The organism is Pseudomonas synxantha BG33R, from assembly GCF_000263715.2.
Taxonomy (GTDB): domain Bacteria; phylum Pseudomonadota; class Gammaproteobacteria; order Pseudomonadales; family Pseudomonadaceae; genus Aquipseudomonas; species Aquipseudomonas synxantha_A.
In genome coordinates this window covers 5,890,823-5,913,105 of sequence record NZ_CM001514.1, presented here as the reverse complement: position 1 = coordinate 5,913,105, position 22,283 = coordinate 5,890,823, and the positions used below count along the sequence as shown (strand labels likewise).

Sequence of the window (22,283 nt, the reverse complement as noted above, 5' to 3'; positions counted from 1 at the left end):
CCTGCCCTCATCGCAGGCAAGCCAGCTCCCACAGGTCCCGTATTGTGTCAGTCGGACCAAGGTGCTTTTCGGGAGTTGTTCAGCTCCGCCAAGTAACCACTGCCACCTAATTGACTCATCTGCTGGCGAATCCAGGCCGCTCGTCTGGCCACATACGCGGTCGGATGACTGGCACTCCACACCCTTGGATTAGGCAACACCGCCGCCAGGTAACTGGCTTGTTGCCGTGAAAGCCCCTTGGCGCTCACGCCAAAGTGATGTCGCGCCGCCGCCTCTGCACCAAACACGCCTTCATCCCATTCCACGCTGTTGAGGTACACCTCAAGAATCCGCTCCTTGGGCCACAGCACCTCGATCAACCCGGTAAACCATGCCTCCAGGCCCTTGCGCAAATAGCTGCGGCCGGCCCACAGGAACAGGTTTTTCGACACTTGCTGGCTCAGCGTACTGGCGCCGCGAATCGAACCGCCGCGCTCGTTGTGCAGGATCGCGGCCTGGATCGCGCCAAAATCAAAGCCCCAATGTTGCGGGAAGCGCTGGTCTTCACCGGCCATCACCGCCACTTTGAGGTCATCGCTGATTTCATCCCACGGCACCCAGTTGCGTTGCAGGTCAATGGGTTCGCCGTCGATCCAGGACTCGACCTTGCGCTCCACCATCAGCGCGGTGAACGGGGGCGGCACCACACGAAACAGCAGAACCAACAACACACTGCCGATGGCAAACCATTTCACGACGTTGAGAAAGCGTTTGAAGAGGACACGCAGCATAGAGATGGCTTGGCCGAACCCGTTGAGCGGGCCATTATACAGACCCTGCCCGATGAGTCTGACTGGAGTTCCCCATGCTGCGTAGCTTTCTGATGCTGGCTGCCTTTTTCGGTTTTACCGGTGTCGCCCTGGGGGCGTTCGCCGCCCACGGCCTGAAAAACCGCCTGAGCGCCGACTACCTGGCGATCTTCCATACCGGCGTGACCTACCAACTGGTGCACGCCCTGGCGTTGTTCGGCGTGGCGTTGCTGGCGGCGCATATTCCCGGTCGATTGGTCAGTTGGGCGGGTATCTCGTTTACCGTCGGTATCCTGCTGTTCTCGGGCAGCCTGTATGTGTTGACGATGACTGGCATCAGCAAACTCGGGATCATCACGCCGTTTGGCGGGCTGGCGTTCCTGCTTGGCTGGTTCTTCCTTGGCCTGGCAGCGTGGCGCTTGCAGCTTTGACCGCTTGACGCTTGGAGCTGACCGGCAGGTCCCAATCGCGCTAGAATGCTGGCCCCTAAAAACGATGGCGGCCCGTGGCATGCGCATTCAGTTGAACGGCGAACCCTTTGAACTGCCCGACGGTGAAACCGTCGCGGCCCTGCTGACCCGCCTGGACCTGACCGGGCGTCGCGTCGCAGTGGAGCTCAACCTGGATATCGTTCCGCGTAGCCAGCACGCCGAGATCTCGCTGAAGGAAAACGACCAGGTCGAAGTGGTCCACGCCATCGGTGGCGGCTAGTCCGCCACGGCGGTAACGCATTCTGCAGAACCTCATCCAAACAGAGGATTTCCCATGAGCATCGTTCGTAACGACAAGCCTTTCGTCCTGGCCGGTCGTACCTACCAGTCCCGCTTGCTGGTCGGCACCGGCAAATACCGCGACATGGAAGAGACCCGCCAGGCCATCGAAGCCTCGGGTGCCGAAATCGTGACGTTCGCCGTGCGCCGCACCAACCTGGGCCAGATCGAAGGCGAACCGAACCTGCTCGAAGTGCTGTCCCCAGACCGCTACACCTTCCTGCCGAACACCGCCGGTTGCTACGACGCCATCGAAGCCGTGCGCACCTGCCGCCTGGCCCGTGAGTTGCTGGACGGCCACAACCTGGTGAAGCTGGAAGTGCTGGCCGACCAGAAAACCCTGTTCCCCAACGTGATCGAAACCCTCAAGGCCGCCGAGACCCTGGTCAAGGAAGGCTTCGACGTGATGGTCTACACCAGCGATGACCCGATCATCGCCCGGCAGCTGGCAGAAATCGGCTGTATCGCCGTGATGCCACTGGCTGGCCTGATCGGTTCCGGCCTGGGCATCTGCAACCCGTACAACCTGCAGATCATCCTCGAAGAAGCCAAAATCCCGGTGCTGGTGGACGCGGGTGTGGGCACGGCCTCCGACGCGACCATCGCCATGGAGCTGGGTTGCGACGCGGTGCTGATGAACTCGGCCATCGCCCATGCCCAGCAGCCGGTCATGATGGCCCAAGCCATGAACCACGCCATCGTCGCGGGCCGCCTGGCCTACCTCGCCGGGCGGATGCCGAAAAAACTCTATGCCAGCGCCTCTTCGCCGCTGGATGGTCTGATCAAGTAAGAGCCATTGATGACTGAATCAAACGAAACGCCGAACACCGTGGAAGCGGGCGACGAGTCCAAGCACCGCCGCATCAAGAGTTTTGTGATGCGCGCCGGCCGTATGACCGAAGGCCAGCAAAAGGGCCTGGAGCAAGGCACGCCGCTGTACGTGTTGCCGCTGGCCGACGCGCCGGTGGATTACGACCAGGTGTTCGGTCGTTCGGCCCCGCGGTCCCTGGAAATCGGATTCGGTATGGGTCACTCCCTGCTGGAGATGGCCGCTGCCGCGCCGGAGCAGGATTTCATCGGTGTGGAAGTCCACCGTCCAGGTGTCGGCGCATTGCTCAATGGCGTGCTGACCCAGGGCCTGACCAACCTGCGAGTCTACGACTGCGACGCGATTGAAGTGCTCAACCGCTGCATCGCCGACAACAGCCTCGACCGCCTGATGCTGTTCTTCCCGGACCCATGGCACAAAGCCCGTCACCACAAGCGCCGTATCGTCCAGGCCTCCTTCGCGGAGCTGGTACGCAGCAAGCTCAAGGTGGGCGGCATCCTGCACATGGCCACCGACTGGGAACCGTACGCGGAATACATGCTGGAAGTGATGAACGTTGCCCCTGGCTACCGCAACCTGGCGGAAGACGGCAAATGCGTGCCACGCCCGGCCGAGCGGCCGATCACCAAGTTCGAACGCCGTGGTGAGCGGTTGGGGCATGGGGTGTGGGACTTGAAGTTCGAGAAGTTGGCTTAAACAGTCATCAGCTTGAAATGCAATCAAATGTGGGAGCTGGCTTGCCTGCGATACAGACACCTCGGTATATCAGTGATACAGAGGTGATGCTATCGCAGGCAAGCCAGCTCCCACATTTGTTTTGTAGTGCCTGCTGGATCAGCGGCGGTCTGCCACTACCCCAATCAACACCAGCACCACGATCAACACCGGCGCCAGGCTGTAGTTGTTGAACTGGCTCAGCCCCCGCACAATCCACGGCGTAGCGTAGATCAACGCCGCACCGCTGCCGATCAGGCACAGCAGGGCCATCAAGGGTACGCGCAAGGCGCCGGCAATGTTGCCCAGGCGTGCTTCGACCCAGCCCTTGATATCTGCGCCGAACAGCACCAGCAGACAACCCACCAGGGCCAGGGAGATTTCCGACAGGTTGCTACGGCTCCAGCGGGATACGGTGGCGAGCAGGTCGAGTACCAGATCCATTCGATTTCCTTAAGAGCGATCAGCTCAAAAACGTCTGCAACAGGTCATTGAGAAAGAGTTGCCCGCGGTCGGTTGCCGCCAGGCGTGACGGTTCGACCTGCATTAATCCACTTTGTTCTGCCTCGCGGCGGCCTTCATCGAGGCTGGCCAGATCAAGGCCGGTGCGTTCGGCGTAGAGCTTGGCATCGACCCCTTCGGTGAGGCGCAGAGCGTTCATCAGAAACTCGAACGGCAGTTCGTCGTTGGTCAGCTCTTTCGCTCCGGCCTGGAAGCTTTTGGCCGGGTTGAGGTAGTCCTTGGGTGCGCGGGTTTTCCAGGTGCGGACGATGCGCCCGTCCGGGTGGCTGAGCTTGCCGTGGGCGCCGGCGCCGATGCCGATAAAGTCGCCAAAGCTCCAGTAATTCAGGTTATGCCGTGCCGGCCGCCCCGGTTGGGCATAGGCCGACACCTCGTATTGCGCGTAACCGTGTTCGGCGAGCAGCGCCTGGCCGGCTTCCTGGATATCCCACAGCGTATCGTCTTCGGGCAGCGCGGGCGGCTGGTTCCAGAAGACGGTGTTGGGTTCCAGGGTCAGTTGATACCAGGACAGGTGGGTTGGCTTCAACGCAATGGCCTGGCGCAGGTCGCTCAGGGCATCGTCGAGGGATTGATTGGGCAGGCCGTGCATCAAGTCCAGATTGAAGTTATCGAACCCGGCCTGGCGCGCCATGCCAGCGGCGCGCACGGCTTCATCGCCATTATGGATGCGGCCCAGGGCTTCAAGCTTCTCTTGCTGGAAGCTCTGGATGCCGATGGACAGGCGATTGATCCCCAGTTTGCGGTACGCCACGAACTTCTCTTGCTCGAAGGTTCCGGGGTTGGCTTCCAGGGTGATCTCGATATCTGCGGCGAACCGAATACGGGCTTCAACGCCTTTGAGCAAGCGGCCCAAGGCGGCGGCGCTGAACAGGCTGGGCGTGCCGCCACCGAAGAAAATCGAGCTCAGTTCCCGGCCATAAACGGCGTGCAGGTCTTGATCCAGATCCGCCAGCAATGCATCTACATACTCTTCTTCCGGCAGCACCTTGCTGGCGGTGTGGGAGTTGAAGTCGCAATACGGGCATTTGCGCACGCACCACGGGATGTGGATGTATAGCGCCAGGGGCGGCAGATGGGGCAGGGCCGCCCGTGGTGTTTGCGCGCCACCGTGGATCAGCGGCTGCGCAGAGGTGTTCTGGGTCATTTCAAGCCCAGGCGCTGGCGCAGCAAGGCCATGGCGCGGGCGCGGTGGCTGATCTGGTTCTTGTCGGCCGGGCTCAGTTCGGCGCTGGAGACATTGCGCTCCGGCACCCAGAATAGCGGGTCATAACCGAAGCCATGCTCACCGCTGGCGGCGTGCAGGATGCGCCCGTGCCACAAGCCTTCGCACAGGATCGGTAGCGGGTCATCGGCATGTCGCACCAGGGCCAGCACGCAGACGAACTGTGCACCACGTTCGGCGTCGGGCACGTCCTTGAGCGCGTCGAGCAGCTTGGCGTTATTGGCTGCATCGCCCTTGCCGTCAGCGTAACGGGCCGAATAAATGCCGGGCGCGCCGCCGAGAAAGTCCACCGCCAGGCCCGAGTCATCCGCCAGGGCCGGCAGGCCGGAGATGCGTGCTGCGTTGCGGGCCTTGAGGATCGCGTTCTCAACGAACGACAAGCCGGTTTCTTCCGGTTCGACCTGGCTGAACTCGCCAATCGAACGCAGTTGCACGGATTCGCCGAGCATGGCCTGCAGTTCTTTGAGTTTGCCGGCGTTATGGCTGGCCAGTACGAGTTGGGTAAGGTTCATCATTCGGCCGGAAACAGTTCTTGGTTGAATTGGAAACCATGGGCTTTGCCGCCGGTTTCAACGTTGATGGTAAACGTCTTGTATTCGCGCTGGGTCACCGAGTAGGGCGCGAGGTAGCTGATGCCGCCTTTCTCTTCGATTTGCTTGAACGTCAGGATTTCGCTTTTGCCGCCCAGGTCTTTGATGGTACCCGTCACTTGCGCCGCGACCGGGGCCACGCCCTTGATCACGGTCACATTGATCAAGCCCTTCTCCTTGCTGCGCACCACGCCAACATTCTGCGCGGTCTCCGGTGGCAGGAAGCTGGAGGTGAAGGTGTTGTAGTGAACGGTGATATCGCCGAAGTCTTTTTTGCGATTAGCGTCGATAGTGTCGGCGGCCATGGCGCTGGCGCCCAGGCATGCGGTCAATAGAAAAATAGCCAAACGACTCATGAACGTCCCTCTTGAAGATGATTAGACGGCAACTTTGTGGTCGGTCAGGCCAGGACTGCTGACCCGGTAAATACCGATTTCGCCCAGTAGATTGGGCCATAGCTTACTCGCCCAGCCGTGGCGGTGCTGTTGATCGACGGCAAGGCGGTTGATGACCTTGGCTTCACGCTCGCCACACAGGGCTTCGAAGTCTTCGAAGGTGCAGAAGTGGATGTTCGGCGTGTTGTACCACGTGTACGGCAGGAAATCCGAGACCGGCATACGGCCCTTGGTGGCCAGGTACCAGCGGCAGCGCCAGTGGCCGAAGTTGGGGAAGGTGATGATGCATTGGCGCCCGACCCGCAGCATTTCGTCGAGGATGCGGTCCGGGTAGTGCACGGCTTGCAGGGCCTGGGTCATCACCACGATGTCGAAGCTGTTGCTGGCGAAGTTGCCCAGGCCCTTGTCCAGGTCCTGCTCGATTACGTTGATGCCCTTGGCCACGCATTGGGCGATGTTGTCCGGGTCGTTTTCCAGGCCGTAGCCGGTGACTTGCTTGTTGTCGCGCAGCCAGCTCAGCAGTTCGCCATCGCCGCAGCCCAGGTCGAGCACGCGGCTGCCGGCGGGGATCCAGTCTTGGATGATTTCCAGGTCGGCTCTCATGGCGTTCTCACAGTGCGATTCGATTCATGTAGTTGCTAAAGGCCTGCAGGTAACGCGGGATCGGAATCAGGAAGGCGTCGTGGCCTTGCGGTGCATCGATCTCCAGGTAGCAGACGTCCTTCTTGGCAGCCATAAGGGCATCCACCAGCTCACGGGAGCGGGCCGGCGAGAAGCGCCAGTCGGTAGTGAATGACATCACGCAGAACTTGGCCGTGGCGTGCTCGAAGGTTTTCGCCAGGTCGTCGTCGTGGTTGGCCGCCGGGTCGAAGTAGTCCAGGGCCTTGGTCATCAACAGGTAGGTGTTGGCATCAAAACGTCCGGAAAACTCTTCGCCCTGATAGCGCAGGTAGCTTTCCACCTGGAACTCGACGCTGTGGAAGTCGTAGTTGAGCTTCTCGCTCTTGAGGCCACGGCCGAATTTTTCGCCCATGGAGTCATCGGACAGGTAGGTGATATGCCCCACCATCCGCGCCAGCATCAGGCCGCGCTTGGGGATCACGCCGGCTTCCTGGAACGAACCGCCGTGGAACTCGGGGTCGGTGAGGATGGCCTGGCGCGCCACTTCGTTGAAGGCGATGTTCTGCGCCGACAGCTTGGGCGCCGAGGCGATGGCCAGGCAATGGCGCACACGGTCCGGGTAGCTGATGGTCCATTGCAGCGCCTGCATACCGCCCAGGCTGCCACCAATTACCGCGGCCCACTGGTGGATGCCCAGCAGGTCGGCCAGGCGTGCCTGGCTGTGTACCCAGTCTTCTACGGTCAACACCGGGAAGTCCGCGCCGAATGGCTTGCCGGTGTCCGGGTTGAGGCTGCTGGGGCCGGTGGAGCCATTGCAGCCGCCGAGGTTGTTCAGGCTGACCACGAAGAACTTGTTGGTGTCGATGGGCTTGCCGGGGCCGATGCAACTGTCCCACCAGCCGGGTTTGCGCTCGTCAACGCTGTGGAAACCGGCGGCGTGATGGTGGCCGGACAGGGCGTGGCAGATCAGAACGGCGTTGCTCGCCGTGGCGTTCAGTTGGCCGTAGGTTTCGTAGATCAGGTCGTAGGCAGGCAACGAACGGCCGCAGGCCAGGGCCAGCGGTTCGCTGAAGTGCGCCACTTGAGGCACGACCAGTCCAACAGAATCGGGGGGAAAGGCAGCTGGCATCGACCCTGCTCTCGTTTAAATGAGGCGTAAGTCTAAAGAGCGGGGACCCTAGCGGCAAGCAATGGTCTGTACCAGTACGCAGATACAAAATGTGGAAAGGGTTTATGTGGGAGCCGGGCTTGCCCGCGATGCAGGCACCGCGGTTTTCAGACACACCGAGGTGATGCTATCGCAGGCAAGCCAGCTCCCACACAAGCCAGCTCCCATAGGGGCTACGGCATTCAGATCAGGCCGAACAGCTCTTTGGGCATGTAGGCAAAGTACGCCAGGCGTGGAATCACCCAGCTCTGCAGCAACTGAATCACGATAAACGCAAAGATCGGCGAGATATCCAGACCACCCAGGTTCGGGATCAGGCGACGGAAGGGTGCCAGCACCGGTTCGGTGATCTGAGCCACCAGTTCGGCACCCGGGCTACGGCTGCCGGGTGCGACCCACGAGAGAATCACGCTGATGATCATCGACCAGAAAATGATCTTCAGGAACAGCGAGAAAATACCGATCAGGCCCCACGGCAACAGCAGCACGGTGAACGCCTGGTAGCCGTTGAGCATCAGGATCACCACGAACAGCAGGATCTGCAGCAGCAACGCCAGCACCAGCGACGACATGTCCAGGCCGAACAGGCTCGGGATCACCCGGCGCAGTGGCTTGAGCAGCGGTTGGGTAGCCTTGACCACGAACTGGCACAACGGGTTGTAGAAGTTCGCCCGCACCAGTTGCAGGATAAAGCGCATCAGCACGATCAGCAGGTACAGGCTGCCCAAGGTCTGAATGATGAAAATGGCAGCGTCATTGATTCCGAGCATGTTTGATTACCTTGGTAAGGGACGACTATTTGCCCAGTTGCTCAGCCATCTCGGCCGAACGATGTGCCGCGGCACCCAGTGCTTTTTCCACCAGGGCCTCAAAGCCCCCGGCCTGGAACGATTCAATGGCGGCTTGCGTGGTGCCGCCCGGCGACGTTACCCGCCGGCGCAGTTCGGCGGCATCGACATCGCTGCCGACAGCCATTTTCGCGGCGCCCAGGGCCGTTTGCTCAGCCAGTTGTTCGGCAACCTCGTGGGGCAGGCCCAACTTGACGCCAGCGGCGGTCATGGCCTCGATCAACAGGAAGAAGTAGGCCGGGCCGCTGCCGGAAACGGCGGTGACCGCATCCAGTTGCTGCTCCTGCTCCAGCCATACGGCAAGGCCCACCGCAGACAGCAACTCCTGAGCCTGGTCACGCTGCTGCGCGCTGACTTCAGCGGTGGCGTACAAACCGCTTACGCCCTGGCGCAGCAACGCTGGGGTATTGGGCATGCAACGTACGATCGGCTGGTCACCGAGCCAGGTTTTCATGCTGGCACAGGTGATGCCGGCGGCAATGGACACCACCAATTGATGCGGCTGCAGGCTTGGACGCAGGCTCTCGCACACGGCCTTCATGGCTTGTGGTTTGACCGCCAGCACGATCACGTCGACGCCGTGGATGGCTTCGGCGTTGTCGGCAAAGGTCTTGATGCCGTGTTCGGCGCTGACGCGCTCGCGGGTTTCGTCACCCGGGTCGCTGGCGCGGATCTGTTCGGCGTCCAGGCCCTTGGCCCGCAGGCCACCGATCAGGCTGGCCGCCATGTTACCGGCGCCGATAAAGGCAATACGCGTGTTGCTCATGACAGGTCCTTATTTTCGAGGGAAGTCAGCCGTTTTGCGGCTGGCTGTAGTCGCGGGCGCCAAACAGGGCGGTACCGATCCGCACCCAGGTGGCGCCTTGGGCGATGGCCGACTCAAGGTCATGGCTCATGCCCATGGAAAGTGTGTCCAGCGCCAGGTTCAAGCTGGCTTGCAGGTCGCGCACGCTGGCAAACGCCGCATCCTGTGCGGCCCGATCTTCAGTCGGCTCGGGGATCGCCATCAGGCCGCGCAGCTTCAAGCGCGGCAGGGCGCTGATCGCGTTGGCCAGGGCCGGCAGGTCGGCCGGCGTACAGCCGGATTTGCTGGCCTCGCCACTGACATTGACCTGGATGCAGATATTCAGCGGCGGCAGGTCGGCCGGGCGTTGTTCGGACAGGCGTTGTGCGATTTTCAGGCGGTCCACGGAATGCACCCAAGCGAAGTTCTCGGCGATCGCGCGAGTCTTGTTCGATTGAATGGGGCCGATGAAGTGCCAACTCAAGGGCAGGTCGGTTAAATCCGCCTGTTTGCCCAGGGCTTCTTGCAGGTAGTTCTCGCCAAAATCGCGCATCCCGGCGGCATAGGCGTCGCGCACGGCTTGTGCGGGTTTGGTCTTGCTCACGGCCAGCAGGTGGATGCTGCTTGCGTCACGTTGCACGGCGTCGGCTGCGGCGCGGATGCGCTGGCTAACCAGGCCAATGTTGTCTGCTATCGTCGACATTCAAGATGCGCCCGTGGATATGGAGTCCGCGGCATTCTACTGGAAATGGAAAGCCCTATGGATATCACGCAATTGCTGACGGCCAGCGTAAGCCGTGGCGCCTGTGACCTGCATTTGTCGGCCGGCCTGGCGCCGATGCTGCGAGTCGATGGCGAGGTCTGGCCGATGGATGAGCCGGTGCTGAACGCAGCGCAACTGGTCGATCTGGTGAGCCCTTTGTTGAATAAACACCAACAAAAGGATTTCGAAACATCTCTTGAAACGGATTTTGCCTTCGAATTGCCGGGAGTCGCACGCTTTCGGGCGAACGTGTTCCGCCAGAATCGCGGTATAGGCGCGGTGTTTCGCGCCATCCCGACCGAGGTCCAGAGCCTGGAAGACCTTGGGTTGGGCGAGGTCTTCCAGCGTATGGCTCAGTTCCCCCGTGGCCTGGTGCTGGTCACCGGGCCTACGGGTTCGGGCAAGTCCACGACGCTGGCGGCGATGATCGATTATCTGAACCGGCACCGGCGCCAGCACATCCTCACGCTTGAAGACCCCATCGAATTTATCCACAGGCCGAAACTGGCCCTGATCACCCAACGCCAGGTGCACCGCGACACCCACAGCTTCTGCGTGGCGCTGCGCTCGGCCCTGAGGGAAGACCCTGATGTGATCCTGGTAGGCGAATTGCGCGACCTGGAAACCATCCGCCTGGCCTTGACGGCAGCTGAGACCGGGCATCTGGTGTTTGGCACCCTGCACACTTCATCGGCTGCAAAGACTGTAGACAGGCTGGTGGACGTCTTCCCGGCCGGGGAAAAGGCCATGGTCCGCTCGATGTTGTCGGAATCGTTGCAGGCGGTGGTGTCTCAGGTACTGGTGAAGAAGGTCGGCGGCGGCCGTGTGGCCGCCCATGAAATCATGCTGGGCACGCCGGCGATTCGCAATCTGATCCGTGAGGACAAGGTGGCGCAGATGGTTTCGGCAATTCAGACCGGTGGCGCGTTGGGGATGAAGACGCTGGATATGAGTTTGAAGGCGTTGGTCGGCGCGGGGCTGGTCAGCCGGGAAGAGGCGCGGGAGAAGGCGAGGGTGCCTGCAGATATCTAAAACGCACAGATACTCAATGTGGGAGCTGGCTTGCCTGCGATAGCGGGCTGTCAGGCGCTCTCTCTGCCAACTGACACACCGTCATCGCAGGCAAGCCAGCTCCCACATTTGATTGCATTTCAAATGGGGAGCTTCAGTGGCGCCTGGCTTAGCGCTGCACGATCCGCAGGTTGCTGTTCTGCTCTTTAGGCAGCACACGCTTGGCAATCACGTAGTTCTTGTCCCAGAACGGCTTTTTCAGCGTGTCGATGCTCACCGACTTGCCACGACGCGGCGCGTGGATAAAACGGTCGTTGCCCAGGTAGATGGCAACGTGGTTGACCTGGCGGCTCTTGAGCTTGAAGAACAACAAGTCTCCGGGCTTCAGGTCTTTGCGATCAACCTTCAAGCCGTGGCCGGCAGCCATGGCGTTGGAGGTGCGTGGCAAATCCACCGCTTTTACATCGTTGAATGCATATTTAACCAGCCCGCTGCAGTCGAACCCTTTACTTGGGCTGCTGCCGCCCCAACGATAAGGAGTACCCAGCACGTTGACGGCACGGCTGAGGACGTTGCTGCTTTGCTTGGTGTTGACAGCCATCAGGCCGGGTGTTGCTTTACCGTGTGCCTTGCTCAGTTGAGTCGGGCGGTTGACGGTCAGCTTTACCGATTTGGCCTTGGTGGTTGTGCTGTGGACTTTAGGGGTGAAACCATTGACGTTCGGAAGTCGTTGCTCACGATTGGTGGCGTGGGCGGCCAGTGGCATTAATAGGCAGATGGTCAGCCATGTCTTGAAAAATGGTCGCATTAGGCGTGGCTCTTATGGGTTTGCGCGCAACTTTATAACAGCTTTTTGTGTCGTTCTCAGGCCGTTTGTCGACTGAACCTTGGGGTCAAATCCAGGAAAAACGCGACGAATTGCCGCAATTGTCCTACACAAGTCAGGTGGCATAAGGCTTTGAGGGCAGGAAGATACCATTTGCCGTACGTCGGGCGCTCGTAAAAAAGTCACAAAGAAAATGAAAAAATTTATCTATCGAAGCAAAAGAGGTACTCCATGAACACCTATCAACAGGTTGGTCAGCAGCAAGATACCCATAGCAAGGTGATCGGTTACCTGCTGTGGATTTTCGGTTTTACCGGGGCGCATCGCTTTTATTACGGCAAACCCGTGACCGGCACGATCTGGTTTTTTACCTTCGGCCTGCTGGGCATTGGTTGGTTGATCGACGTATTCCTCATCCCGGCCATGGACCGTGAAGCCGACCTGCGTTTTACCGCCGGGCCTATCGAATACAACGTCGCGTGGATCCTGTTGGCGTTCCTGGGCCTGTTCGGTGTGCACCGTATGTACCAGGGCAAATGGATCACCGGCCTGATCTACCTGCTGACCGGCGGTTTGTTCCTGATTGGGGTGCTGTATGACTTCTGGACGTTGAATACGCAGATCTCGATCCGCAATGCCGAGCGCAACAGCGGCCGCTGAATAACCTGTAGGAGCGAGCTTGCTCGCGAAGAACGTCAACGATGACGCAGTGCTGACAGGCTGCCCTCGTCGCCTATGCGTTTTTCGCGAGCAAGCTCGCTCCTACAGTTTTGCCAGCATCAGGCCTGGTAGCTGATCCGCCCATCCATCAAGGTGTAGCGCACCGTCGCCGGCAGGCTGTGGCCAATGAACGGGCAGTTTTCACCCTTGGACAACCAACGCTCCCCTGCCACCGTCGAGCTGCCCAGGTCAAACAGCACCAGGTCCGCTGGCGAACCGACTTCAAGCTTGCCCGCCGGCAAGCGCAGGGCGTCGGCCGGGCCGGCGCTCAGGCGGGCCAATAGCGTCGGCAGGTCGAGCAAGCCGTCTTCCACCAACGTCATCGCCAGCGGCAACAACAACTCCACGCTACTGATACCCGGCTCGGTTGCGCCAAATGGCGCCAACTTGGCGTCACGCTCGTGAGGCTGGTGATGGCTGGAAATCGCCGACACCACCCCCGACTTCACTGCCGCGCGCAAACCGTCACGGTCGGCCTTGGTACGCAGGGGAGGCTGCACGTGATACAGGCTGGAAAAGTCGATCAGCGCCTCATCCGTCAGGATCAATTGGTACAACGCCACATCCGCCGTCACTGGCAAGCCACGGGCCTGGGCCTGGGCGATCAGGGCAACGCCGCGGGCGCTGGTCAGCTGGCTGAAGTGTGCGCGTACGCCGCTTTGCTCCACCAGCAACAGGTCACGGGCCAGGGCCACGGTTTCGGCGGTTTCCGGGATGCCCGGCAGGCCGAGGAAGCTGGCGACTGCCCCTTCATGGGCCAGGCCGCCTTCGGCCAGGTCGCGGTCCTGGGAGTGGAAGATCACCGTCAGGTCGAAGGTGGCCGCGTATTCCAGGGCACGGCACAGCGTGCGGGTGCTGCGAAAACTTTCCAAGCCGTTGCTGAAGGCCACGCAACCGGCATCGCGCAGTGCGATCAGTTCGGCCAGTTGTTCGCCATCCAGGCCTTTGCTCAGGGCGCCGACGGGAAACACCTTGCAATTGCCGGCTTCACGGGCGCGGTCCAGGATCAGCTCGGTCACCGCCGAAGTGTCCAGCACCGGCTTGGTGTTCGGCGGGCAGCACAGGCTGGTCACGCCACCGGCCGCAGCGGCCTGGGTTTCGCTGTTGATGTTGCCTTTGCGGCTGTAGCCCGGTTCGCGCAGGGCGACATTCAGGTCCACCAGCCCGGGCGCGGCTACAAGGCCCTTGGCGTCGATGCTTTCGATGGCGTTGAAGCCGGCAGGTGCGGCGCCAATGGCGATGATCTTGCCGGCGTCCAGATAAAGATCGGTAACTTGGTCCAGGCCACTGGCTGGATCGATGACTCGGGCGCCGAGAATGCTGAGCTTCACTGGGCCTGCTCCTGCTCGAATTGACGTTGCGCGGTCTGCCCGCTCATGGCCATGGACAGCACGGCCATGCGTACCGCGATGCCGTAGGTCACTTGGTTCAAGATCACCGACTGCGGGCCATCGGCCACCGCCGACTCAATCTCCACCCCGCGGTTGATCGGCCCCGGGTGCATCACGATGGCATCCGGCTTGGCCCCGGCCAAACGGGCGGTGGTCAGGCCGAACAGGCGGTAGAACTCGCCTTCGCTGGGCAGCAAGCCACCGGCCATGCGCTCGCGTTGCAGACGCAGCATGATCACCACGTCCACATCCTTGAGGCCCTCGGCCATGTCGGTGTAGACCTTCACGCCATACTGTTCGATGCCGATGGGCAGCAGGGTTTTCGGCGCGATCACGCGGATATCCGGGCAGCCCAGGGCTTTGAGGGCCAGCATGTTCGAGCGTGCTACACGGGAGTGCAGGATGTCGCCGACGATGGCCACCGAGAGGTTTTCAAAGCCGCCCTTGTGCCGACGGATGGTGAGCATGTCGAGCATACCCTGGGTCGGGTGGGCGTGGCGGCCGTCGCCGCCGTTGATGACCGCGACCTGCGGGCACACATGCTCGGCGATGAAGTGCGCGGCGCCGGAGTCGCCGTGGCGGACCACGAACATGTCGGCGGCCATGGCTTCGAGGTTGCGCAGGGTGTCGAGCAGGGTCTCGCCCTTGCTCGCCGACGAGGTGGACACGTTCAGCGTGATCACGTCGGCCGACAGCCGTTGGGCTGCCAGTTCAAAGGTGGTGCGGGTACGGGTGGAGTTCTCGAAGAACACATTGCAGATGGTCTTGCCGCGCAACAGCGGCACCTTCTTCACCGCCCGGCCGCCGACTTCAAGGAACGAATCGGCGGTATCGAGGATTTCGGTGAGCAGTTCGCGGGGCAAACCGTCGAGGGACAAGAAATGTTGCAACTGGCCCTGAGCATTGAGCTGCAGCGGGCGCTTGGCATCTAGAGGCGTCATCGCGGGGACTCTGTACAAGGCGATTTAAAGGGCAAGGTCTTGCAGTTCGAGTTCGAGCGGCGTGGGACCGGACAATTTTACCCGCTGCCGGGCTTGCAAAGACAGTGTTGCGCCCACGACATCCGGGCTGATCGGCAATTCGCCAGCATCCAGGTCCAGCAGGCACACCAACGTAATGCTGGCCGGGCGCCCGTAATCGAACAGTTCGTTCATGGCGGCGCGTATGGTACGGCCGCTCATCAATACGTCATCGATCAGAATCAGGTGCTGGCCCTCAACCTCAAATGGCAGGGCCGAAGGTTGCACCTGTGGGTGCAGGCCGTTCTGGCTGAAGTCGTCGCGGTAGAAGGACACGTCCAGTGTACCCAGGGGCGAATCGCTGCCCAGTTCTTCCAGTAACGCCTGGGCTACCCAGACACCGCCGGTGCGGATGCCGATAAAGCGCGGTTCGCTGATGCCGCGGTGTTCCAGGTGCGCCTTGAGGCGTAATGCCATCTGGCTGATCAGTTCGGCGGGATTGGGCAGGCTCATGGGGGCTCCTTTTTAAGTGTGTAGGGGCAAGCTTGCTCGCGAAAAACTCATGGGTACCGCGTTCATCCAGCCTTCACGCGGTATCGTTAACGTTCTTCGCGGGCAAGCCCGCTCCCACAGGATCGCGGCGGGTCAGGATTCAAATAAAGCGGTGTTTTCATCCAGCCAACCCTGCAACAGCAAGGCGGCGGCGATGGCGTCCACGGGGTTGTCGCGGTAACTGCCCTTCTGCCCGCCGCGGTCACGGCGCTCACCCTTGGCTTCAAAGGTGGTCAGGCGCTCATCGTGGGTATAGAAGGGCAGGTTGTAGCGGCCATTGAGGCGGCGCGCGAATTTTTCGGCGCGCAGGCACATGTCGCTGGGGGTGCCATCCATGTTCAGGGGCAGGCCGACCACCACAGCGTCGGGCTTCCACTCTTTGATAAGGGCTTCAACCTGGTTCCAGTCCGGTATGCCGTTCTGGGCCTTCAAGGTGCACAGCTCCCGGGCCTGTCCGGTAATAACCTGGCCGACCGCTACGCCGATCTGTTTGGTGCCGTAGTCAAAACCCAGGATCAGACGCAAGGCCATCAGGCGTGCCCCGCCTGGCTGGTCAACAGGCTGAGGTTGACCCGCAGCTTGGCAGCGGCAGCATCAAGGCGCAGTTCGCTGGCGGTGTTGAACAGGATGTCGGCGTCGAACGGGCAGGTCAGCCAGGCATTGCTCGCCAGCTCGGCCTCCAGTTGCCCGGCTTCCCAACCGGCGTAGCCCAGGGTAATCAGGCTTTGCTCAGGGCCGACGCCATCGGCGATCGCGAACAGCACGTCCTGAGACGTGGACAGTGACACGCCCTCAAGATCCACCGTGGCCTGGTATTGTGGCCCGGTGGGGTGCAACACAAAGCCGCGATCGGTCTGCACCGGCCCGCCGATATAGATCGGCACATCCTGGCAGCGGGTTGGTGGGTCGAGTTCCGGGCGCAATTGCTCAAGGATATCGGCCAGGCTCAGCTCCTGTGGACGGTTGACCACCAGCCCCATGGCACCATTGGCCGTGTGCTCGACGATGTAGGTCAAGGTCTGCGCAAAGTTCGGGTCGGCCATATGGGGCATGGCGATCAGGAATTGGTGCTTGAGGTAGGTCGGGCTGACGTTTTTCATGTCCGCTAGTGTGGCGTTGGAGGGGCGAACTGACAAGTGTAGGAGCGGTGTCAGTTGCTGGACAGCCGGTCGCCCTTGGCAAACTTCCAGGTGCGGATGATTTCCAGGCGGTCCACGTCATTCAAGTCGCCGCTGAACGGCGCAAAAGGCGCGGCCAGGCGCACGATGCGCTGGGCGGCCTGGTCCAGCAGCGGTTGGCCGGAGGACTCCAGCACCTGCACTTCATAGAGCGAACCGTCACGGTTGATCGATACCAGCAAGCGCAAGTTGCCATAAATCTGCTGACGCCGGGCTTCGTCCGGGTAATTGAGGTTGCCGATGCGCTCGACCTTCTTGCGCCACTCGTCTTTATACCAGGCACCTTTGTCGCGCATGGTCGACGCGGCGTTCAGGCGGTAGATGCGCGGGCGCTTGGCATACAGCTGTTGTTCGTGAGCCAGTTCGGCTTCCAGGCTGGAAATTTCGTCGGACAGCGTCGAACTGTCGAAGGTTGGCGCGGGCTTCACCGGCTCGGGCTTGGGTTCAGTCCTGGTTTTTTCGCGCTGGGTCGGGGCCTTTTGCGGCTTGGGCGCAACGGTGGTCACGGCGGCCTTGGGCGTTGCCTGCTTGACCTCGGGCTTGGGCACCGGCGGCGGGGTGACCTTATTGACCTTGTTGTCCTGGAAGGGCGCTACTTCAGTGATCTTGGGCACGGCTTTCTTGTCGAGCGTACCGCTGCCCTGCTGGTTGTCCTGGGCAAGAAAGTCGGCCTTTTCGGGCTTCTTCTCACTTTTGAACGTAGCGAGGGTGATTTCCAGGGTCTTGGTGATCTGCTTGGGCTCGACCATGGTGAAGCCCACGCCCAGCAACAAGGCGAGGTGAATCAATGCGGCGAGAAACAGGGTAAATCCGAGCCGATCAGCCGGGCGCACGCCTTGATGGGTGAGTTCTGGGGGCAGTTCGGACGGGAGTGTCATGACAAGAAAACCAACATCGCGCGTTTCACAGGTGGCGCATGATAACGCAATGTTGGTGTGTGTCCGGCTGTTCTATGTCACTTGGCTTGTAGCTTGCGCTCAATGGCGGCCATCAGCATTTCGCCGATGTTCGTGCCAAATGCATTGTCGATCTCGCGAATACAGGTTGGACTGGTGACGTTGATTTCCGTGAGGTTCTCACCAATTACGTCGAGTCCGACAAACAGCAGACCTTTTTCCCGCAGGGTCGGGCCAACTTGAGCGGCGATCCAGCGGTCCTTGTCCGACAACGGCCGTGCTTCACCACGACCACCGGCCGCCAGGTTGCCACGGGTCTCGCCCGCTGCCGGGATGCGCGCCAGGCAGTAGTCCACCGGCTCGCCGTCGATCATCAGGATGCGCTTGTCGCCGTCCTTGATCGCCGGCAGGTAAGCCTGGCCCATGATCTGCTGGGTGCCCAGCGCAGTCAGGGTTTCGAGGATCACCGACAGGTTCGGGTCACCAGCGCGGTGGCGGAAGATCGAAGTGCCGCCCATGCCGTCCAGCGGTTTGAGGATCACATCGCCATGCTTGGCAGCGAATTCACGCAGTACATCGGCGCGGCGGCTGACCACGGTCGGCGGCGTGCACTGCGGGAACAGGGTGGCGAACAGCTTTTCATTGCAGTCGCGCAGGCTCTGCGGCTTGTTGACGATCAACACGCCGGCGCGTTCGGCCTGCTCCAGCAGGTAGGTGGAGTACACAAACTCCATGTCGAACGGCGGATCCTTGCGCATCAGGATCACATCGAGGTCGCTCAGGGGGCTGTCGATTTCATCCGAAAGCTCGAACCATTTCTCGGGGTTGGCGAATACCTGCAACGGACGCATCCGCGCCCGCGCCTCGCCGTCGCCCTGGTACAGGTCGCGCTGTTCCATATAGAACAACGTCCAGCCGCGGGCCTGGGCGGCCAGGAGCATGGCCAGCGAGCTGTCCTTTTTATAGGAAATGCTGGCGATAGGGTCCATGACAATGCCGACGCGAACGCTCATGGGGGATTTCCTCTAGCAAATTAGGGCGCATAAAAGTGGCGTCAGAGTGGCGCTGTGGTTGTTGTGGGTCAAGGAAAAACCACCGGGTGGGTGCCTCGATAGATTGCGCCCGGAGACTGTGCTAAAAAGACTGCCACGGCGTAGCAGCCCTTGAATTCCAAGGCTTGCGGCGCTCATCCTGTGCAACATCAGGCAGTACACACCGAAAACCGATTCGCTGTGGCGATGGTAGAGCAGATATGGAACAGCATTCCAACGCCTTGAGAGTGATGGTGATCGACGATTCGAAAACGATCCGCCGCACCGCCGAGACACTGTTGAAGAACATGGGGTGCGAGGTCATCACCGCCATCGACGGTTTCGATGCCCTGGCGCGGATTGTGGATCATCACCCGCACATTATCTTTGTCGACATCATGATGCCGCGCCTGGATGGCTACCAGACCTGCGCCCTGGTGAAGAACAACCCGGCGTTCAAGGCGATCCCGGTGATCATGTTGTCCTCCAGGGATGGCCTGTTCGACAAGGCCAAGGGGCGCATCGTGGGTGTCGATCAATTTTTGACCAAGCCTTTCAGCAAGGAAGAACTGCTGGGTGCGATCAAGGCCTATGTGCCTGCCTTCGCCGCAGTAGAACAAGCACACTGACGCCACCTCACAAGGGCCGGCGCCGACCAATGTAGTGGGGAAAACCATGGCACGTGTTCTGATCGTCGACGACTCGCCGACTGAAATGTACAAACTGACCGGCATGCTGGAAAAGCACGGCCATCAAGTCCTGAAAGCCGAAAACGGCGCGGACGGCGTAGCGCTGGCCCGTCAGGAAAAGCCCGACGCCGTGTTGATGGACATCGTGATGCCGGGCCTCAACGGCTTCCAGGCCACGCGCCAGTTGTCCAAGGAGCCGGAAACCAACGGTATTCCGATCATCATCATCACCACCAAGGATCAGGAAACCGACAAGATCTGGGGTGCACGCCAGGGCGCCAAGGATTACCTGACCAAGCCGGTGGACGAAGACACACTGATCGCCACCCTGAACAAGGTACTGGCCGGCTAAAGGCTCGCGATCATGACCGAGTCGCAAACCGCCTTCGAGCTGCTGCTGGACATCGACCGCCGTTGCCGCCTGCTGGCCGCCGACCTGCCGTCCCAGGAAACCCGCCTGCAGCGCTGGAGCGGTATCGGCTTTCGCCTGGGGCCACACTGGTACGTGGCGCCCATGGGCGAGGTCGCCGAGGTGTTGCATGAACCGCGTTGCACCTTGATGCCGGGGGTCAAGCCTTGGGTCAAGGGCGTGGCCAACCTGCGCGGGCGCTTGCTGCCGGTGCTGGACCTGGGCGGTTTCCTCGGCCTTGAGTTGTCCAAGGCGCGCAAGCAAAGGCGGGTGTTGGTCGTGGAGTTCAATGACGTGTTTGTCGGGCTGCTGGTAGACGAAGTGGTCGGTATGCAGCACTTCCCATTGGATGCCTGGATAGCCAGCACCGCGTCCGGCGCGCCGTTTATCCAGGGCCAGTTCGACGGCGACCCGCAGTGGCAAGTCTTCAGCCCCTTCGCTTTGGCCCAGGCCCCTGGCTTCATGGATGTCGCCGCATGAGCACCGTTACCACGCCCAAACCCCAGGCCGCTTCGCGCAGCCGTTCGCAGATCATCGTGCTGTTTATCGCCTTGATCGTGTTCATCATGTTGCTGTTCGCCAACTTTGCGTACCTCAACACCCAGTCCACCTACGACAAGCAGTACATCGGCCACGCCGGTGAGCTGCGCGTGCTGTCCCAGCGCATTGCCAAGAACGCCACCGAAGCCGCCGCCGGCAAGGCCGCCGCGTTCAAGCTGCTGGGCGAGGCGCGCAACGATTTTGCCCAGCGTTGGGGCTACCTGAAAAAGGGCGATCCGCAAACCGGCTTGCCCGCTGCACCCAGCGCGGTGCGCGCCGAAATGCGTGCCGTGCAGACCGACTGGGAAGCGCTGCTGAAAAACACCGATGCGATCCTCGCCAGCGAACAGACCGTTCTGTCCCTGCACCAGGTGGCTGCGACCCTGGCCGAAACCGTGCCGCAACTGCAGATGGAGTCGGAAAAGGTCGTCGATATCCTGCTGCAACGCGGCGCCCCGGCCAGCCAGGTGGCGTTGGCCCAGCGCCAGTCGCTGCTGGCCGAACGGATCCTGGGGGCGGTCAACACCGTGCTTGCGGGCGATGAAACCGCCGTGCAGGCCGCCGATGCCTTCGGTCGCGACGCCAACCGTTTTGGCGTAGTGCTCAACGGTATGCTCAACGGCAACCCCGGGCTGCGTATCACCCAGGTCGAAGACCCTGACGCCCGTACGCGGTTGGCGGAGATTGCCGAGCTGTTCGAGTTTGTCTCAGGCTCCGTGGATGAGATCCTCGAAACCTCGCCGCAGTTGTTCCAGGTGCGGGCCTCGGCGAGCCATATCTTCAACCTGTCGCAAACCCTGCTCGATGAAGCCTCGCACCTGGCCACCGGTTTTGAAAACCTCGCCGGCGGGCGCAGTTTCGACACCATCGGCGGCTATCTGCTGGGCCTGTTGGCGCTGGCCTCGATCATCCTGATCGGCCTGGTGATGGTGCGCGAAACCAACCGCCAACTGCGTGAAACCGCCGAGAAGAACGAGCGTAATCAGAACGCGATCATGCGCCTGCTGGATGAAATCGAAGACCTGGCCGACGGCGACCTCACCGTCACCGCCTCGGTCACCGAAGACTTCACCGGCACCATCGCCGATTCGATCAACTATTCCGTGGATCAATTGCGTGACCTGGTCGCCACCATCAACCTGACGGCCGGGCAAGTCGCCGGCGCGGTGCAGGACACTCAGGCCACCGCCATGCACCTGGCCCAGGCGTCGGAACATCAAGCGCAGCAGATTGCCGAAGCGTCTACCGCGATCAACCAGATGGCGCAGTCCATCGACCAGGTATCGGCCAACGCCGCCGAGTCCTCAGCGGTGGCAGAGCGCTCGGTTGAGATCGCCAACAAAGGCAACGAGGTGGTGCACAACACCATCCATGGCATGGACAACATTCGCGAACAGATCCAGGACACCGCCAAGCGCATCAAGCGCCTGGGCGAGTCGTCCCAGGAAATTGGCGACATCGTCAGCCTGATCGACGACATTGCCGACCAGACCAATATCCTCGCCCTCAACGCCGCGATCCAGGCCAGCATGGCAGGCGATGCCGGGCGCGGTTTTGCGGTGGTGGCCGATGAGGTGCAACGCCTGGCCGAGCGCTCGTCGGCGGCCACCCGGCAGATCGAAACTCTGGTGCGGGCGATCCAGGCCGACACCAACGAAGCAGTGATCTCCATGGAGCAGACCACCACCGAGGTGGTGCGCGGCGCACGCCTGGCCCAGGATGCCGGGGTCGCGCTGGAAGAGATCGAAGGCGTGTCGAAAACCCTGGCGGCGCTGATCCAGAGCATTTCCAATGCGGCGCAGCAGCAGACGTCTTCGGCTGGGCAGATTTCCCTGACCATGAATGTGATCCAGCAGATCACCACGCAGACGTCGTCGGGGTCGACCGCGACCGCCGAGAGCATTGGTAACCTGGCGAAGATGGCCAGTCAGTTGCGCAGGTCGGTGTCGGGTTTCACTTTGCCGCCACCCAAGCAGGTGGACGATTGAAATACGACCTGAAGAACGCCACAGTCCAATTGTGGGAGCTGGCTTGCCTGCGATAGCGGTCTGTCAAATACAGATGTAT

General features: G+C 61.2%; 28 protein-coding genes. 10 read left to right on the top strand and 18 right to left on the bottom strand.

Annotation, left to right across the window (positions count from 1 at the left end; all coding sequences use genetic code 11):
• Positions 1-47: 47 nt before the first annotated feature.
• A complete protein-coding gene (mtgA, locus tag PSEBG33_RS01720) occupies positions 48-770 on the bottom strand; it encodes a monofunctional biosynthetic peptidoglycan transglycosylase (protein WP_005792285.1) in 723 nt (240 codons plus the stop codon).
• Between the two features lie 74 nt (positions 771-844).
• Between mtgA and PSEBG33_RS01725 the strand changes: the two genes are divergently transcribed.
• From PSEBG33_RS01725 to trmB, 4 genes are all read left to right on the top strand, one after another.
• Positions 845-1,219 carry a DUF423 domain-containing protein gene (locus tag PSEBG33_RS01725; RefSeq protein ID WP_005792284.1) on the top strand — a complete coding sequence of 125 codons (375 nt, stop codon included), beginning with the start codon at positions 845-847 and terminating at the stop codon, positions 1,217-1,219.
• 79 nt (positions 1,220-1,298) lie between these two features.
• Entirely contained in the window at positions 1,299-1,499 is a 201-nt protein-coding gene (thiS, locus tag PSEBG33_RS01730) for a sulfur carrier protein ThiS (protein ID WP_032803743.1), read from the top strand.
• Positions 1,500-1,553: 54 nt separating this feature from the next.
• Entirely contained in the window at positions 1,554-2,348 is a 795-nt protein-coding gene (locus PSEBG33_RS01735; protein ID WP_005792282.1) for a thiazole synthase, read from the top strand.
• 9 nt (positions 2,349-2,357) lie between these two features.
• A complete protein-coding gene (gene trmB, locus PSEBG33_RS01740) occupies positions 2,358-3,083 on the top strand; it encodes a tRNA (guanosine(46)-N7)-methyltransferase TrmB (RefSeq protein ID WP_005792280.1) in 726 nt (241 codons plus the stop codon).
• A gap of 138 nt (positions 3,084-3,221) precedes the next feature.
• Here trmB and PSEBG33_RS01745 read toward each other — a convergent pair whose 3' ends face one another.
• The 9 genes from PSEBG33_RS01745 to PSEBG33_RS01785 form a co-directional block, all read right to left on the bottom strand.
• Entirely contained in the window at positions 3,222-3,545 is a 324-nt protein-coding gene (locus tag PSEBG33_RS01745; protein WP_005792278.1) for a DUF3392 domain-containing protein, read from the bottom strand.
• A 19-nt stretch (positions 3,546-3,564) separates the two neighbouring features.
• Complete coding sequence (gene hemW / locus PSEBG33_RS01750; protein ID WP_005792277.1) at positions 3,565-4,767, bottom strand: radical SAM family heme chaperone HemW; 1,203 nt, start codon at positions 4,765-4,767, stop codon at positions 3,565-3,567.
• Positions 4,764-5,360: an RdgB/HAM1 family non-canonical purine NTP pyrophosphatase gene (rdgB, locus tag PSEBG33_RS01755; RefSeq protein ID WP_005792276.1), complete on the bottom strand. Its 597-nt coding sequence runs from the start codon at positions 5,358-5,360 to the stop codon at positions 4,764-4,766. The genes hemW and rdgB overlap by 4 nt, the downstream gene beginning before the upstream one ends.
• Complete coding sequence (locus PSEBG33_RS01760) at positions 5,357-5,791, bottom strand: DUF4426 domain-containing protein (RefSeq protein WP_005792275.1); 435 nt, start codon at positions 5,789-5,791, stop codon at positions 5,357-5,359. The genes rdgB and PSEBG33_RS01760 overlap by 4 nt, the downstream gene beginning before the upstream one ends.
• Before the next feature lie 21 nt (positions 5,792-5,812).
• The gene (gene metW, locus PSEBG33_RS01765; RefSeq protein WP_005792273.1) at positions 5,813-6,433 is read right to left on the bottom strand and encodes a methionine biosynthesis protein MetW; all 621 of its coding nucleotides are present in this window, start codon (positions 6,431-6,433) and stop codon (positions 5,813-5,815) included.
• A gap of 7 nt (positions 6,434-6,440) precedes the next feature.
• On the bottom strand, positions 6,441-7,580 hold the full coding sequence (metX, locus tag PSEBG33_RS01770) for a homoserine O-succinyltransferase MetX (protein WP_005792271.1): 1,140 nt from the start codon (positions 7,578-7,580) through the stop codon (positions 6,441-6,443).
• A 221-nt stretch (positions 7,581-7,801) separates the two neighbouring features.
• Positions 7,802-8,389, bottom strand: coding sequence for a YggT family protein (locus tag PSEBG33_RS01775; RefSeq protein ID WP_003195087.1), 588 nt, complete (start codon positions 8,387-8,389; stop codon positions 7,802-7,804).
• Positions 8,390-8,414: 25 nt separating this feature from the next.
• Positions 8,415-9,233 carry a pyrroline-5-carboxylate reductase gene (gene proC, locus PSEBG33_RS01780; protein WP_005792268.1) on the bottom strand — a complete coding sequence of 273 codons (819 nt, stop codon included), beginning with the start codon at positions 9,231-9,233 and terminating at the stop codon, positions 8,415-8,417.
• 25 nt (positions 9,234-9,258) lie between these two features.
• The gene (locus tag PSEBG33_RS01785) at positions 9,259-9,954 is read right to left on the bottom strand and encodes a YggS family pyridoxal phosphate-dependent enzyme (protein WP_005792267.1); all 696 of its coding nucleotides are present in this window, start codon (positions 9,952-9,954) and stop codon (positions 9,259-9,261) included.
• Positions 9,955-10,011: 57 nt separating this feature from the next.
• Between PSEBG33_RS01785 and PSEBG33_RS01790 the strand changes: the two genes are divergently transcribed.
• Positions 10,012-11,046 (top strand): type IV pilus twitching motility protein PilT, encoded by a 1,035-nt coding sequence (locus PSEBG33_RS01790; protein ID WP_005792266.1) that lies wholly within the window; start codon positions 10,012-10,014, stop codon positions 11,044-11,046.
• Positions 11,047-11,194: 148 nt separating this feature from the next.
• Here PSEBG33_RS01790 and PSEBG33_RS01795 read toward each other — a convergent pair whose 3' ends face one another.
• Complete coding sequence (locus tag PSEBG33_RS01795; RefSeq protein WP_005792265.1) at positions 11,195-11,833, bottom strand: C40 family peptidase; 639 nt, start codon at positions 11,831-11,833, stop codon at positions 11,195-11,197.
• 249 nt (positions 11,834-12,082) lie between these two features.
• Here PSEBG33_RS01795 and PSEBG33_RS01800 point away from each other — a divergent pair, with 249 nt between their 5' ends.
• A complete protein-coding gene (locus tag PSEBG33_RS01800) occupies positions 12,083-12,511 on the top strand; it encodes an NINE protein (protein ID WP_005792264.1) in 429 nt (142 codons plus the stop codon).
• Positions 12,512-12,630: 119 nt separating this feature from the next.
• Here the strand turns inward: PSEBG33_RS01800 and PSEBG33_RS01805 are convergent, their stop codons facing one another.
• The 7 genes from PSEBG33_RS01805 to gshB form a co-directional block, all read right to left on the bottom strand.
• Positions 12,631-13,902: a dihydroorotase gene (locus PSEBG33_RS01805; protein WP_005792263.1), complete on the bottom strand. Its 1,272-nt coding sequence runs from the start codon at positions 13,900-13,902 to the stop codon at positions 12,631-12,633.
• Positions 13,899-14,903 carry an aspartate carbamoyltransferase catalytic subunit gene (locus PSEBG33_RS01810; RefSeq protein WP_005792261.1) on the bottom strand — a complete coding sequence of 335 codons (1,005 nt, stop codon included), beginning with the start codon at positions 14,901-14,903 and terminating at the stop codon, positions 13,899-13,901. The genes PSEBG33_RS01805 and PSEBG33_RS01810 overlap by 4 nt, the downstream gene beginning before the upstream one ends.
• A gap of 24 nt (positions 14,904-14,927) precedes the next feature.
• Positions 14,928-15,434, bottom strand: a complete 507-nt coding sequence (pyrR, locus tag PSEBG33_RS01815) for a bifunctional pyr operon transcriptional regulator/uracil phosphoribosyltransferase PyrR (RefSeq protein ID WP_005792260.1) — start codon at positions 15,432-15,434, stop codon at positions 14,928-14,930.
• Between the two features lie 132 nt (positions 15,435-15,566).
• The gene (gene ruvX, locus PSEBG33_RS01820; protein WP_005792259.1) at positions 15,567-16,004 is read right to left on the bottom strand and encodes a Holliday junction resolvase RuvX; all 438 of its coding nucleotides are present in this window, start codon (positions 16,002-16,004) and stop codon (positions 15,567-15,569) included.
• Positions 16,004-16,573, bottom strand: coding sequence for a YqgE/AlgH family protein (locus PSEBG33_RS01825; RefSeq protein WP_005792257.1), 570 nt, complete (start codon positions 16,571-16,573; stop codon positions 16,004-16,006). Before PSEBG33_RS01825 ends, ruvX begins: the two co-directional genes overlap by 1 nt.
• A 50-nt stretch (positions 16,574-16,623) precedes the next feature.
• Positions 16,624-17,529 carry an energy transducer TonB gene (locus tag PSEBG33_RS01830; RefSeq protein WP_005792256.1) on the bottom strand — a complete coding sequence of 302 codons (906 nt, stop codon included), beginning with the start codon at positions 17,527-17,529 and terminating at the stop codon, positions 16,624-16,626.
• A 77-nt stretch (positions 17,530-17,606) separates the two neighbouring features.
• Positions 17,607-18,560 (bottom strand): glutathione synthase, encoded by a 954-nt coding sequence (gene gshB / locus PSEBG33_RS01835; protein WP_005792255.1) that lies wholly within the window; start codon positions 18,558-18,560, stop codon positions 17,607-17,609.
• A gap of 239 nt (positions 18,561-18,799) precedes the next feature.
• On the opposite strand from gshB, the gene pilG reads away from it, so the two are divergent.
• The 4 genes from pilG to PSEBG33_RS01855 are packed head-to-tail and all read left to right on the top strand — an operon-like array spanning position 18,800 to position 22,204.
• The gene (gene pilG, locus PSEBG33_RS01840) at positions 18,800-19,207 is read left to right on the top strand and encodes a twitching motility response regulator PilG (protein ID WP_005792254.1); all 408 of its coding nucleotides are present in this window, start codon (positions 18,800-18,802) and stop codon (positions 19,205-19,207) included.
• Positions 19,208-19,253: 46 nt separating this feature from the next.
• Positions 19,254-19,619, top strand: a complete 366-nt coding sequence (pilH, locus tag PSEBG33_RS01845; RefSeq protein ID WP_003234583.1) for a twitching motility response regulator PilH — start codon at positions 19,254-19,256, stop codon at positions 19,617-19,619.
• Between the two features lie 12 nt (positions 19,620-19,631).
• Positions 19,632-20,156: a chemotaxis protein CheW gene (locus PSEBG33_RS01850; protein ID WP_005792252.1), complete on the top strand. Its 525-nt coding sequence runs from the start codon at positions 19,632-19,634 to the stop codon at positions 20,154-20,156.
• The gene (locus PSEBG33_RS01855) at positions 20,153-22,204 is read left to right on the top strand and encodes a methyl-accepting chemotaxis protein (RefSeq protein ID WP_005792250.1); all 2,052 of its coding nucleotides are present in this window, start codon (positions 20,153-20,155) and stop codon (positions 22,202-22,204) included. The genes PSEBG33_RS01850 and PSEBG33_RS01855 overlap by 4 nt, the downstream gene beginning before the upstream one ends.
• The last annotated feature ends 79 nt before the right edge of the window (positions 22,205-22,283 follow it).